This is a genomic window from Streptomyces sp. SS7 (genome assembly GCF_037993025.1).
Lineage (GTDB): Bacteria > Actinomycetota > Actinomycetes > Streptomycetales > Streptomycetaceae > Streptomyces.
Genome location: NZ_CP141223.1, coordinates 1,726,033 through 1,738,766 on the forward strand (window position 1 = coordinate 1,726,033; position 12,734 = coordinate 1,738,766).

Sequence of the window (12,734 nt, forward strand, 5' to 3'; positions counted from 1 at the left end):
CGGCCCCTGACACCGGCGGCCCTCAACCCCCTTTCCCCGCGCCCGCGTTACCCATGCCCGGGCGCCCTACACCCCTGGGACGGATGCGCTCCGAGGGGCGTCCGTTCGTCATCCCGAACCGATCACAACGCTTCGAACAGACTTCGTCCAACCCCTTGCCGAAGCCTTAGCCGAAGGTTAACGTCCCGCTCCGCGACAGGAATTGAGCCATCTGACGCAGATCCACCGAGCCGTAGCCGTACTTCGAGACAAGGACGTCAGCATGTCGGCAATGAGCAACAACAACTGGTCCCGCCGTTCCCTGTTCAGGGCCGCAGCGGGAATGGCCGCCGCCGGCACCCTGGCCGCATGCGGTGGCAACAACGGTCGCGGCGGGGGCAGCGGCTCGGGCAAGAACCTCGTGCAGTACTTCCACGCGTACGGCGAGGCGGGCGTCGAGCAGGCCGTCAAGCGGTACGCCAAGGCCTACAAGGGCGCGAACGTCACCACCCAGTGGATCACCGGCTCCCAGTTCGAGCAGAAGCTGTTCGCCGCGCTGCTCACCAAGAACGCGCCCGACGTGTTCGAGTTCCACCCGCAGATCCAGCTCGTCAAGAGCGGTCAGGTGGCGGATCTGACCGACATCATCGAGCCGGTCAAGGACGACTTCAACCCGGCCGACATCAAGTCGCACACGGTCGACGGGAAGATCTACGGCGTCCGCATGATCGACGACCCGCAGTTCTTCTTCTACCGGCCCTCGCTCTTCGAGAAGGCGAAGATCGAGGTGCCGCAGACGCTGGAGGAGCTGATCGAGGCCGCCGCCAAGCTCAAGACCAGCAAGGTCAAGGGCGCCTTCCTCGGCAACGACATCACCCCGGTGCAGAGCCCGCTGATCTGGTCGGCCGGCGCGGACACCCTCACCGAGGACAACAAGGTCGCCTTCAACACCGACGCGGTCGCCGACGGACTCAAGCAGCTGCGTTCCCTGTTCACCAGCGGCAACCTGCTCCTCGACGCCCCGGCCGACTGGTGGGACCCGTCGGCCTTCACCCAGGGCCTGACCGCCATCCAGTGGTGCGGCATGTGGGCCATGCCGGCCATGCAGCAGGCGCTCGGTGACGACATCGGCATCTTCCCCTTCCCGAAGGTCGGTTCGGCGGGCAGGCAGTCGGTCACCAACGGCGGTTGGTCGATGTTCGTCAACGCCAAGGGCGACAACGTCGAGGCGGCCAAGGAGTACGTCAAGTGGCTGTGGATCGAGCAGAAGCAGTACCAGGAGGACTTCGCCACCTCCTACGGCTTCCACATCCCGCCGCGCACCTCCATCGCCCAGTCCGCGTCCAAGCTGAAGTCCGGTCTGCCGGCCGAGGGCGTGAAGCTCTTCAACGAGTTCGGCCACTTCGACAACATCGGCTGGACCCAGGCCATGATCTCCGCGATCAACGACGTGATGGCCAACTCCGTCCGTAAGAACGCCGACCCCAAGGCGCAGCTCGACGCCGCCCAGAAGAAGGTCGACGCCGAGCTGACCAAGCTGTTCGGCTGAGCCCGCCGGACGGACCACGACATGTCGACCGCCGCCCCGCGCAAGGTCGCCCCGCCCGTCACGGCCGAGGTCCCCAGGACCCGGCCGCGGCGGGCCCTCAGGGCGAGCAGCACCTTCAACTTCTGGCTCTTCACCGGCCCGTTCCTGATCGGACTGGTGATCTTCGTCTTCGTGCCGATCGTCTGGAGCATGTACCTCAGCTTCTTCGAGGCACGCTTCACGGTCACACCGAGCGAGTTCGTCGGTTTCGCCAACTACAAGCAGATCCTGACCGACACCGACTTCCGCAACTCCCTCGTCACCTTCACCGTGTTCGCCGCGTTCATCGTGCCCGCCACCTGGGGGCTCTCGCTGGGCCTGGCGATGCTCGTCAACCGGCTGCGGTTCATGCGGGCGTTCTTCCGGTCGGTGTTCTTCCTGCCGACCGCGTGCAGCTATGTCGCCGCGGCGCTGATCTGGAAGATGTCCATCTTCAACGGCGTCCGCTTCGGTCTCGCCAACACCGTCCTGGACTGGTTCGGCGTCGAGAACATCGCCTGGCTCGCCAACCCCGATCCGCCCTGGTACTGGCTGGTCATCGTGACCGTCCGGCTGTGGCTCCAGTCGGGTTTCTACATGATCCTGTTCCTCGCGGCGCTGCAGAACATCCCGCAGGAGCTGTACGAGGCCGCCGCCATCGACGGCGCCAAGCCCGGCTGGCAGACCTTCCGGTACATCACGCTGCCCCAGCTGCGGGCCACCTCCACCGCGGTGATCCTGCTGCTGCTCATCGCCGCCTACCAGGCCTTCGACGAGTTCTTCAACCTGCTCTCCAAGACCACCTGGGGCCAGCCGCCGCTGGTCGAGCTGTACAAGATGGCGCTGGGCGAGAACCAGAACTACGGCGCGGGCAGCGCGGGCGCGGTCGTGCTGACCCTGCTGATCTGCGTCGTCACCCTGCTGCAAGGAAAGATCATGGGCTTCGGACGGGGTGAGGAGTCCAAGTGACCATCACAGCACCCGACTTCAAGAAGGCCCCCGCACCGGCCGGGAAACGGCGCGGCGGCGGGGTCATCGGCAACACCGGTCTGTACGTCGCGACCGGTATCGCCGCGCTGCTCTTCCTGATCCCCTTCTACCTGATCGTCCGCAACGCGCTGATGACGGACCGGGAGATCACGGGCGAGAACTGGAAGTGGTTCCCCACCGACATCCAGTGGGGCAACGTCACCGAGCCGTTCGACGACGTCACGGTGGACTTCGCGCACGCCATGTGGAACTCCGTGGTCGTGGCCGTCCTGCACACCTCGGGCATCCTCCTGGTGTGCTCGCTCGCCGGCTACGGCCTCGCCCGCATCCCCTACCGGCACGCCAACAAGGTTTTCTACGCCGTGCTGGTCACCCTGATGGTGCCGACGGCCGTGACCTTCGTGCCGAGCTTCGTGCTGGTGTCGTCCCTCGGCTGGGTGGACAGTTACCAAGGCCTCATCGTCCCGGGCCTCTTCAGTGGTTTCACCTGCTTCCTCTTCCGGCAGTACTTCCTGGGGTTCCCCAAGGAGCTGGAGGAGGCGGCACGGGTGGACGGGCTCGGCTACTGGGGCGCGTACTGGCGCGTCGTCGTACCGAACTCGCTGAACTTCTTCGCCGCGATCGCCACGATCACCTTCATCAACGGATGGAACGCCTTCCTGTGGCCGCTGGTCATCGGACAGGACCCCAGCGCCTGGACCGTGCAGGTCGCGCTGTCGTCGTACATGACGAACCAGACGGTCAACTACCACCTGATCTTCATGGCCACGGCCATTTCCATCCTGCCCCTGCTGCTCGTGTTCCTCTTCCTCCAGCGCTGGCTGGTGCAGGGGATCGCCCAGACCGGCATCAAGGGCTGACCCAGGAGACCGGTGTCCCACCGCGGACGGATACGACGCCGGGGACCGGGCCGAGGTCACGGTCCCCGGCCGCTGGGTCCTTCCGGGCGAGGGCACCCTGCGTGTCGACTCCGACGTCGCCGGGCGGGTGACCGTGCCCGCTCTCGACATCGATGTCACGACCGGGGGGACGGTCACCGTCCCCCTCGCGCCGTGGACGGCGGCGCCCCCGGCTCCCCGACGGCGTCTTCGCAGCCGGGGGCGAACAAGTACGTCCCGCGTGCGGCACCTGCCGCGTTCTCGTTCGTGTTCACGGCGACCGGATGGCCGGCCCAGGTCGGCCCCCGGTCGAGGCCTGGTCGAGGCCTGGTCCAAGTCCCGTCGATTAATCAATTGACCATTTGATCGACATTCCGAGAATGTGAGGACCTCTCCCGCGGCCGACCGGCCCGGCCGGCCGCGCCGCACTGGAGGTTGAACGAGTGAGCGGCACCATCCAGGTGCGCGGTCTGTCCCGCACCTTTCACACCACCGTCCGCCGCCCCGGCTTCGCCGGCGCCCTGCGCTCCCTGGTCAACCCCGAGCGGGTGGCCAAACACGCGGTCAGTGACATCACCTTCGACGTCGGCTCGGGCGAACTGCTCGCGCTGCTCGGCCCCAACGGCGCCGGCAAGTCGACCACCATCAAGATGCTCACCGGCATCCTCACCCCCACCTCCGGCGAGGCCCGCGTCGCGGGGGTGGTGCCGTACCAGGACCGCGAGCGCAACGCCCGTAACATCGGCGCGGTGTTCGGACAGCGCACCCAGCTGTGGTGGGACCTGCCGGTACGCGAGTCCTTCACCATCCTCCGGGACATCTACGAGGTGCCGAAGACCGAGCACAGCGCCCGGCTCGCGGAGTTCGACGACCTCCTCGCACTGTCCTCCTTCTGGGACACCCGGGTCCGGCACCTCTCCCTCGGCCAGCGGGTGCGCTGCGACCTGGCGGCCGCACTGCTGCACGACCCGCCGGTCGTGTTCCTCGACGAACCGACCATCGGCATGGACGTGGTGGTCAAGGAGCAGGTCCGTGAGTTCCTGCGGTACCAGGTCGAAGAGCGCGGCCGGACGGTCCTGTTGACCACGCACGACATGACGGAGGTCGAGCGGCTCGCCGAGCGGGTGGTGCTGGTCAACCACGGCCGGCTCGTGCTGGACGGCAGCCTCGACGACATCCGCCGCAAGTTCGGCTCCACCTGGCAGGTGCGGGCCACGCTCACCGATCCGCACGCCGAGGTCGCGGCGCTGCCGGGGATCGCGGTGGTCCGGCGTGAGGGGGCACGGGTGGTGTTCGGCCCGGACGGGTCCGCCGCGCCGACCGTGCACCAGGCGCTGAAGTCGGTCATCGAGCGGTACGAGGTGACGGACATCGCGCTGGACGAGGCCGATCTGGAGGACGTGATGCGGGCCGCCTACATCCACGCGGAGGCGGTGTGATGGCGACCGTGCCCGCCTGGCGTGCCGCCCGGGTCACCCCGCTCGGCGAACTGCACGCCCCGCCCCGGATGACGGCCGTCCTGCTCCGGCTGACCGTGCAGGTGGTGCTGGTGGCGTCCCTGTGGCACGGCCTGTACTCCCGCACCGGCACCACCGCCGGACTCGACGAGGGCCAGGCGGTCACCTACGCCGTCCTGGCCGTGCTCGCGTCCCGTATCCGGCAGTTGGACCAGTACGCCGGCCGGGACAGCGTGATCCAGCACATGCACTACGGGACGATCGTCTACTGGTACCTGCGCCCGCTGCCGCCGCAGCGCTACTACGCCCTGCGCGCCCTCGGCGAGCAGCTGTACGGCTTCGCCTGGGCGCTGGCCGGATACACGGTGTGCCTGGTGGCCGGGGTGGTCGACCCGCCCGGATCGGCCGCCGTGGCGGGGGTGTTCGCGGTCAGTCTGCTGCTGGGCCAGCTGGTGCTGTACTACGTGATGCTGATCCTGGACCAGCTGTGCTTCTTCACCATCCGCAACAACTCCGCGATGCTGATCCTGATCTTCGCGCAGAACCTGCTGTCCGGGGTGTACGCACCGCTGTGGTTCTTCCCCGACTGGTTCATCACGCTGAGCGGCTTCCTGCCGTTCCAGGCGACGCTGAGCGTGCCGCTGTCCATCTACATCGGGCGGATTCAGCTGTCCGACGCCGTCGTCGAGTTGGCCGTACAGGCCGGCTGGGTGGTCCTGCTGGCGCTGTTCACCCGGTGGGTGTGGCGGCAGGCCGCGCGACGCGTGATCGCGCAGGGAGGCTGAGATGTCACTGAAGTCCCTGCGCATCGTGTGGCGCATCACGCTGCTCAACATCCGTTCCTCGATGGAGTACCGCAGCGAGTTCCTGCTGAACATCGCGATCGGCGCGATCTGGCAGGTGTCGGTGATCGTGTTCGCGACCGTGCTGCTGTCCCGGTTCACGGGGATGGGCGGCTGGGACAGTTCGGAGGTGCTGCTGATCCCGGCGATCCGGATGCTCGCCCACGGTCTGATGGTGCTGCTGCTGGGACGGGTGCACTTCATCGGCCGGCAGATCCAGGAAGGGAAGATCGACATCTATCTGCTGCGCCCGATGCCGGTGCACCGCCAGGTCCAGCTCGCCTACTTCCCGACCAACGCCATCGGCGATCTGACGGTGGCGACGGGTCTGATGGCGGGCGCGCTCGGCCGCAGTCAGCTGGACTGGACGGCGGGCCGGATCTCGTACCTGGTCGCGGCGGTCGTGGGCGGCATGCTGCTGGAGGCGGCGCTGTTCACGGCGGTGGCCTGCGCGGCGCTGCGCTTCCCGGCCGCCGACTACTGGAGCGGCTGGCTGGAGGAACTCCTCGGCACCTTCGGCAGCTACCCGCTGAACGTCCTTCCGCGGGCGGTCGGCGGTCTGCTGACGTACGGCCTTCCGCTCGCGTTCGTCGCCTACTTCCCGGCCGCCGTCCTCACCGGCCACGGCCATGAGACCGGCGTGCCCTACTGGCTGGCCGCGGCCTCCCCGCTGCTGGGCGTCCTGACGTATCTGGGCTCACGGCTGCTGTGGCGGTGGAGCCTCGGCAAGTACACCGGGGTGAACGGCTGACACCGGGAGATCACCGCGGTCACGGCGGTCACCGCCGCCCGGCTCCCCGCACCGGCGTCAGCAGGGCGGCCCCGGCGAGCAGGACGCAGACCGCGCCCGCCGCCAGGGCCACGGGGGCCGTGCCGTGGTGTTCCGCCGTCCAGGTCAGGACGGCCGCGCCGACGGGGGCCGCCGCGTACTGGAGGGTCCAGAAGGCGGCGGTGACCCGGCCCAGCAGCGGTTCGGGGGTGACCTCCTGACGCAGGGACATCGAGCAGGTGCCGGCGACGGCGGCGCAGCCCAGGAAGAGGGCGGCGAGGGCGCCCACGACGGGCACGTCCTGGGCGCGCCCCAGGCCCGCGACGGCGGCCCCGCACGCGGCGACCGCCGCCGTCCAGGTCCGGCCGAAGCCCAGCCTGCGGCGGACCCGGGCCACCAGCAGAGAGCCGGTGACCGTACCGAGCGCACCGGCCGCCATGACGGTGCCGACGGTGCCGTCGTCGTGCCCGAGGTCGTGCTTGAGGTGGTAGACGACCAGGTCGTTGAGGCCGAGGGTGAGGAAGCTGAAGACGAAGAGGAGGGCGGTCAGCACCCGCAGCACCGGATGGCCGTACAGGAACGCCACCCCGGTCCGCAGGTCCCGCCACAGCCCGGCCCGTTCGGCCGGCCGCTCGTCCGCCGGCCGCCGCCGGACGCGTACGACGGCCAGGCAGGCGGCCGAGACGCCGAAGCTCGCCGCGTCGACGCCGATCGCGGCGGCCGGTCCCGCCAGTCCGGCGAGGACACCGGCGCACAGCGGGCCGAGAACTCCGGCCGTGGCGGCGGTGGCGTTGAGGCGGCCGTTGGCCTCGGTGAGCCGGTCGGGGCCGACCAGGCCGCGGACCACGGTGACGTAACCGACCGCGAACAGCATGCCCACGGCCTCGCACAGCGGCAGCACGGTGTACAGCAGCCAGACGTGCGGTCCGGCGAGCCACACCAGCGGGATCAGGGCGTAGAGCACCATGCGCACCAGGTCGCAGCCGATGAGCAGGCGCCGCCGGTCGACCCGGTCCACCACCGCCCCGGCGAACAGGGCCGCGACGACCGACGCGGCGCCGCCGGCCGCCGTGAGCAGTCCCATCCGGGCGAGTGATCCGGTGGCCTTGAGGACGAGCAGGGGCAGGGCGACGAGCGCGAAGGAGTCACCGAGGAAGGACAGGGTCTGCGCCGCCCAGAAGACCCCGAAGTCCCGCTGTCGCCACAGAGGTCGCTCGCGGCCGGCGGGAGCGGTCCGCCGCTCGCCGCCGCGCGCCCGGTTCGCCAACCTCGCCCCCTACCCCGGCCGTGCTCTCCGGCAACCCTACGGCCGTCGCCGAGCCGTACGCCGACGTCGGTCCGGACGTCAGTCCGAACGCGTGAGCGGCGTCGGCTCCGGAGTCCCGGCGGGCCGGTCGGGGCGGTGAGGCAGGTCGGGCCGGTCGGGCGGGTGAGGCAGGTCGGGCCGGTCGGGCGGGTGAGGCCGCTCGGGCCTCGGGACGTCGTCCAGGTCGCGGATGGCCGGGATCGGTGAGCGCAGCAGCCACAGCACCGACAGCGCACCGCCCACGGCGGCCACGGTGAAGGCCGCGCGCAGGCCCACGGCGGTGGCGAGTCCGCCGCCCGCGAGGGCACCCAGGGGACGCACGCCGTAGTTGACCGTGCTGTACGCGCCGATCACCCGGCCCCGGAGACCGTCCGGAGTCACCGCCGTGTCCAGCGAGTTGAGGTTGACGTCGAAGATCATGACGCCGAAGCAGGACAGGAACCAGGCGGCGGCCAGCACCGCGGCCCGGGCGAGGAGGGACCCCTGGGCGGCCCAGAGCAGCGCAAGGGGCGCCGGGAACAGGACGGCGCCCACCGCGATGCTGCGGCCGAGGCCGATGCGCCGGGACAGCGCGGGCGCGGTGACCGCCCCGAGGAGCGCCCCGAGCGCCCCCGCCCCGAACGCCAGCCCGGTCGCCGCCGGGGACAGCCCCAGCTCGCGGTCCGCGAACAGCACCAGCAGTCCGGTGCCGGTCAGGAACGTGAAGAAGTTGACGGTGGCCGCGCAGCCGAGGCTGGCCCGCAACACCGGCTGACGCAGGACGAAGGCGAGCCCCTCCCGGGCGAGCCGGGGCAGGGACGGCCCGTCCGGGTCGGCCGGTTCCGGTTCGTCCACGCGCACCGGCCGCAGCAGCAGCGCCGACGCGAGGAAGGACAGGCTGTCCGCCGCGACGGCGAGCGGCGCGGTCAGCAGCTGCACCAGACCACCGCCCAGGGCCGGACCGGCCACGAAGGACACCGAACGGCTGGCGGCGAGCTTGCTGTTGGCGTCGAGGTACGACGTCGGCGGCACGAGGCGGGCGAAGAAGCTCTGGTACGCCGACCCGAACACCACCGCCGCCGCCCCGCTCAGCGCCGCCACCGCGTAGAGCTGGCCCAGGGTGAGCGCGTCCAGGAGCGCCGCGACCGGCAGGCTGAGCAACAGGGCGGCGCGCACCAGGTCGGTGCCGATCATGAGCCGGCGCTTGCCGGGGCGCCGGTCGACCCACGCGCCGAGGAACAGCCCGAACAGGTTCGGCACCCAGACGAGCGCCGTCAGCCACGCGACCTCGGCCGCGGAGGCGTGCAGGGTGCCCACCGCGACCAGCGGCAGCGCGAGGTCGGAGACCCGGTCGCCGCACTGGGAGACGGTCTGCCCGGCCCAGAACCGCAGAAAGCGGCCGTCCCGCCATAACGAGCCCGGGCCCGCCTTCACTCCGCGGCGCCCTCGGGAAGTGTGTACGTGAGGACGCGCACGCCCCGGCTGCCGGGCGGCCACCGCTCCGTCGTGCGGGCGAGGTACGGCGCGAGGAGTGCCTCGACGGCCTCCTGGAGCCGGCCCAGCTCCTCGGCGGTGACGACGATCCTGCTGTTCAGTCCGCCGGCCCGGGCCGCCCACTCCGGTTCCAGGTCCGGTTCGGTCTCGGTGAGCCAGCGCACCGGCAGCCCCGCGGTCCGTGCGAACATCTCCGCGACCAGGACGCGCGCGGCCGAGCGCCCCTCCTCGTCCTGCGGCGCCCCGGACCGGAAGCACCGGCCCACCGACTCCCAGCGCCGCTCGCGCCGGTCCGTCCCGGCCTCGGCGTCGCGCACCAGCCCGAAGGCGGCGAGATGGCGCAGATGCCAGCTCGTCACGGACGGCGTCGCGCCGACGTGCGGGGAGAGCTGGGTCGCCGTGGCCGGCCCGTGCCGCTGGAGCCGTTCCAGCACGGCCAGCCGCACCGGGTGCGCGAGCGCCCGCATGGCCTTGGGACCGGTGAGTTCGACATCGCCCGATCGGTTACCCGCATCCATGGCGTGAGAGTGTCGTCTCATACCGACCGGGAGTCAACTCTCCCTGGCAGGAGGGGCGTTGCTCAGAAGTTCGGCGGCCTGCGGGGGCGGCGGGCCAGCCCCCTCTAGGATCTCCTGCGAACTGTCCAGGCCCGATCACCCAAGGCGGTCCCCATGCCCCGAGCCGGCCTCACCGCCGACCGACTGGTCGCGGCCGCCGCCGAACTGGCCGACGAGGCCGGGCCCGACGGCGTCACCCTCTCGGCGCTGGCCCGCCGCTTCGGCGTCAAGGACGCGAGCCTGTACTCCCATGTCAGGAACCTCAAGGACCTGCGGACCCGGCTCGCCCTGTACGTCGGCGGCGAGATGATCGACCGGATCGCCCCGGCCGTCGCGGGGCTCGCCGGCAAGGACGCGCTCGCCGCGTTCGCCGACGCCTACCGGGAGTACGCCCTTCGCCACCCCGGGCGGTACGCGGCCGCGCAGATCCGTATCGACCAGGACGTCGCCGTGGACTCCGCCGCGCTGCGCCGCACCGTCGAGATCACCCACGGCATGCTCCGCGCCTACGGCCTCGCCGAACCCGACCTCACCGACGCCGTCCGCCTGCTGCGCAGCACCTTCCACGGCTACTGCGCCCTGGAGGCCGGCGGATCGTTCGGCGCGCCCCGCGACGTACAGCGGTCGTGGGAGAAGGCGATCGAGGCGCTGCACACGGCGCTGACGCACTGGCCCCGGGAGACCGACGGGGCGGCCTGACCCGGAGGACTCAGACCGGCGGATCCGCGCACTACGTTGCAGCGGGGGCGGGACCGGTGAACGAAATCGGCTTGGCGGTGGCGTGGGCATAGTGCGGACCATGTCGATCTGCGCGCGGATCATCGTGTCGAACAGGGCTTCCGGATCACCCTCGGGTCCGGCGTTCGCAGCCAGCAGCGAGGCGTCGCCCGGTCACAGCACTCCGGCCAGGCGCAGGGAGCAGCCAGTGCCCGGAGTGTTCCCTCGTCACGGCCGGCCGTGAAGCTCCGCCGCAGCCCGCTGCCGATTCGTCAGGCCAGCTGCCTTCCGGAGGCGACGACCACGCCGTACGCGTCGGCGATGGCCGCCAGCGCACTGCGGTGCAGCTCGTCCGCGGACACGTCCACGATCGACCGGGTGGCGCAGGTGTCGGCCGGGACGGTGGGCTTGTTGCCGCGCAGGGCCGCGGACGCCGTCGTGTAGGCGACGCACATGTGGGTCATGAAGCCGGCGACGATGACGGTCTCGTTCCCGGCCTCGTCCACGAGCTTGCCGAGGTCGGTTCCGTGGAAGGCGTCGGGGGCGTGCTTGACGACCACGGGCTCCCCTTCGACGGGCGCCACGCCGGGGTGGATGCGGCCGATCTCCGTGCGGATGTCGTAGGGCGAACCCTCGCCGTCGTCGTGCTGAACGTGGACGATGGCGGCTCCGGCCGCACGGGCACGGGCGAGCAGGTCCGATGCAGCGTCCAGGGCGGGCTTCCAGCCGTCGAGCTCCATCACCCCGCGGGTGTAGGTGTTCTGGTAGTCGACGAGGATGAGCGTCGAGGACGCGAGGGCGGCGGGGGTGTGGTCGGCGTTGTCGAGTTCGCGCAGCGTCTTGCTTGCCACAGGTCTTCTCCTGGGTTCTTCGACGGGCTTGAGCGGCTGTTCAACGACCCGTTGAACACATGTGTGACGCTATGGGGCGGACCGGAGTGTCGGCAATGACGTCCTACTTGCAGAAAGCGACGCCCGCAGCCGGGCGGGAAGCGGAGGTCGCAGGGTGGGGACCGTGAATCGGCTGATCGTGATCGTGCTGTTCGAAGGCGTCGACCTCCTTGACGTCACCGGCCCCCCGGAGGTGTTCTCCCTCGTCCGGCACGAGACCACGGACGGAGCCGGCTACGAGGTCGTCCTGGCCGCCGAGACCCTGGAACCGGTGACCACGGCGGCCGGCGTGCGGATCCTCCCCGACGCCACGTTCCACGACATCGGCGCACGGGCGATCGACACCTTGCTGGTGCCCGGCTCCGTGGAGTCCGTCGAGGTCGACGGCGAGCCGCGCGTCCGGCCCCTCGTCGAGCCCGGCACGGTGGCCCGGGTGAAGGCGCTGGCCGACCGCACCCGGCGCGTGGCATCGGTGTGCGTCGGTGCGCACGTCCTCGCCGCGGCGGGGCTCCTGGACGGCAAGCGCGCCACGACGCACTGGTCGACCGCGCAGCAACTGGCCGCCGACTATCCGACGGTGCGGGTCGACCCGGATCCGATCTTCATCCGCGAGGAGGGCGAGATCTGGACCGGCGCGGGAATCAGTGCCTGCCTGGACCTGTCCCTCGCGCTGGTCGCGGAGGACTTCGGCGAGCCGGTCGCGCTGCGGGTGGCCCGCGAGCTCGTGATGTACCTGAAACGACCCGGCGGACAGTCCCAGTTCAGCGTACCGCTGGAGCAGGTGTCCACGACGCGGCGCATCGAGGACCTCCGGCACCACATCCTGACCCACCTCGACCAGCGCCTCACCGTGCCAGACCTGGCCGCGTACGCGCATGTGAGCGACCGGCAGCTCACCCGGATCTTCAAGACCGAACTCGGCACGACTCCACACGCCTACATCGAATCGGCCCGGGTCGAGAGAGCCCGCACCCTGCTGGAGACCACCGACGACGCCCTGGAACGCATCGCCTCCGTCTGCGGATTCGGCACCGTCGACACCCTCATCAGGGCGTTCCGCCGCCGCCTCGCCGCGACGCCGGGCGAGTACCGGGCAAGGTTCCGCGCCACGCCAGTACGGAGGACGCCGGACAGGGGGGTGAGCGCAGGCCCCGCCGGGCCTGACCGCTCCTCGGCCACGAACCCCACCGTCACCGGCCGCACCACCACCGATGCGACGACCCGGCACCAGGCCCGCCCGGAGACGCCCACCACCACCGCATCCGCCCTGCTGCCCCCGCAGGCGGTTCAGGAGCCGCAGCTCTGACCA

The 12,734-nt window shown here is 70.7% G+C and carries 11 protein-coding genes and 1 pseudogene; 8 read left to right on the plus strand and 4 right to left on the minus strand.

All coding sequences use genetic code 11. The features are described from left to right. Positions 1-262 precede the first annotated feature (262 nt). The 6 genes from U5640_RS07790 to U5640_RS07815 all read left to right on the plus strand — a co-directional run bounded on the left by U5640_RS07790 (position 263) and on the right by U5640_RS07815 (position 6,464). Entirely contained in the window at positions 263-1,528 is a 1,266-nt protein-coding gene (locus tag U5640_RS07790; RefSeq protein WP_340375053.1) for a sugar ABC transporter substrate-binding protein, read from the plus strand. Positions 1,529-1,549: 21 nt separating this feature from the next. Next, the gene (locus U5640_RS07795; RefSeq protein WP_340375054.1) at positions 1,550-2,515 is read left to right on the plus strand and encodes a sugar ABC transporter permease; all 966 of its coding nucleotides are present in this window, start codon (positions 1,550-1,552) and stop codon (positions 2,513-2,515) included. Positions 2,516-2,517: 2 nt separating this feature from the next. Further along, positions 2,518-3,396 (plus strand): carbohydrate ABC transporter permease, encoded by an 879-nt coding sequence (locus U5640_RS07800; RefSeq protein ID WP_340384995.1) that lies wholly within the window; start codon positions 2,518-2,520, stop codon positions 3,394-3,396. Between the two features lie 461 nt (positions 3,397-3,857). Further along, positions 3,858-4,853 carry an ATP-binding cassette domain-containing protein gene (locus U5640_RS07805; RefSeq protein ID WP_340375055.1) on the plus strand — a complete coding sequence of 332 codons (996 nt, stop codon included), beginning with the start codon at positions 3,858-3,860 and terminating at the stop codon, positions 4,851-4,853. Continuing rightward, the gene (locus U5640_RS07810; RefSeq protein WP_340375056.1) at positions 4,853-5,656 is read left to right on the plus strand and encodes an ABC-2 family transporter protein; all 804 of its coding nucleotides are present in this window, start codon (positions 4,853-4,855) and stop codon (positions 5,654-5,656) included. The genes U5640_RS07805 and U5640_RS07810 overlap by 1 nt, the downstream gene beginning before the upstream one ends. 1 nt (position 5,657) lies before the next feature. Next, positions 5,658-6,464 (plus strand): ABC-2 family transporter protein, encoded by an 807-nt coding sequence (locus U5640_RS07815; protein WP_340375057.1) that lies wholly within the window; start codon positions 5,658-5,660, stop codon positions 6,462-6,464. A 28-nt stretch (positions 6,465-6,492) separates the two neighbouring features. On the opposite strand, the gene U5640_RS07820 is transcribed toward U5640_RS07815, so the two are convergent. The 3 genes from U5640_RS07820 to U5640_RS07830 form a co-directional block, all read right to left on the minus strand. Further along, positions 6,493-7,749 carry an MFS transporter gene (locus tag U5640_RS07820; RefSeq protein WP_340375058.1) on the minus strand — a complete coding sequence of 419 codons (1,257 nt, stop codon included), beginning with the start codon at positions 7,747-7,749 and terminating at the stop codon, positions 6,493-6,495. A gap of 78 nt (positions 7,750-7,827) precedes the next feature. Beyond that, a complete protein-coding gene (locus U5640_RS07825; protein ID WP_340375059.1) occupies positions 7,828-9,201 on the minus strand; it encodes an MFS transporter in 1,374 nt (457 codons plus the stop codon). Continuing rightward, positions 9,198-9,779 carry a helix-turn-helix domain-containing protein gene (locus tag U5640_RS07830; protein WP_340375060.1) on the minus strand — a complete coding sequence of 194 codons (582 nt, stop codon included), beginning with the start codon at positions 9,777-9,779 and terminating at the stop codon, positions 9,198-9,200. Before U5640_RS07830 ends, U5640_RS07825 begins: the two co-directional genes overlap by 4 nt. 153 nt (positions 9,780-9,932) lie before the next feature. Here U5640_RS07830 and U5640_RS07835 point away from each other — a divergent pair, with 153 nt between their 5' ends. Next, positions 9,933-10,517, plus strand: a complete 585-nt coding sequence (locus tag U5640_RS07835; protein ID WP_340375061.1) for a WHG domain-containing protein — start codon at positions 9,933-9,935, stop codon at positions 10,515-10,517. Between the two features lie 290 nt (positions 10,518-10,807). On the opposite strand, the gene U5640_RS07840 is transcribed toward U5640_RS07835, so the two are convergent. Further along, the gene (locus U5640_RS07840; protein WP_340375062.1) at positions 10,808-11,386 is read right to left on the minus strand and encodes a cysteine hydrolase family protein; all 579 of its coding nucleotides are present in this window, start codon (positions 11,384-11,386) and stop codon (positions 10,808-10,810) included. Positions 11,387-11,540: 154 nt separating this feature from the next. Between U5640_RS07840 and U5640_RS07845 the strand changes: the two are divergent. Next, positions 11,541-12,536, plus strand: a pseudogene (locus U5640_RS07845) (helix-turn-helix domain-containing protein); the annotation flags it as partial. Positions 12,537-12,734 lie beyond the last annotated feature (198 nt).

What these genes read in the sequence shown, in the direction of transcription:
- U5640_RS07790 (WP_340375053.1), top strand. Translation starts at nt 263, where the DNA reads ATGTCGGCAATGAGCAACAACAACTGGTCCCGCCGTTCCCTGTTCAGG.
- U5640_RS07795 (WP_340375054.1), top strand. Translation starts at nt 1,550, where the DNA reads ATGTCGACCGCCGCCCCGCGCAAGGTCGCCCCGCCCGTCACGGCCGAG.
- U5640_RS07810 (WP_340375056.1), top strand. Translation starts at nt 4,853, where the DNA reads ATGGCGACCGTGCCCGCCTGGCGTGCCGCCCGGGTCACCCCGCTCGGC.
- U5640_RS07815 (WP_340375057.1), top strand. Translation starts at nt 5,658, where the DNA reads ATGTCACTGAAGTCCCTGCGCATCGTGTGGCGCATCACGCTGCTCAAC.
- U5640_RS07830 (WP_340375060.1), bottom strand. Translation starts at nt 9,779, where the DNA reads ATGGATGCGGGTAACCGATCGGGCGATGTCGAACTCACCGGTCCCAAG.
- U5640_RS07835 (WP_340375061.1), top strand. Translation starts at nt 9,933, where the DNA reads ATGCCCCGAGCCGGCCTCACCGCCGACCGACTGGTCGCGGCCGCCGCC.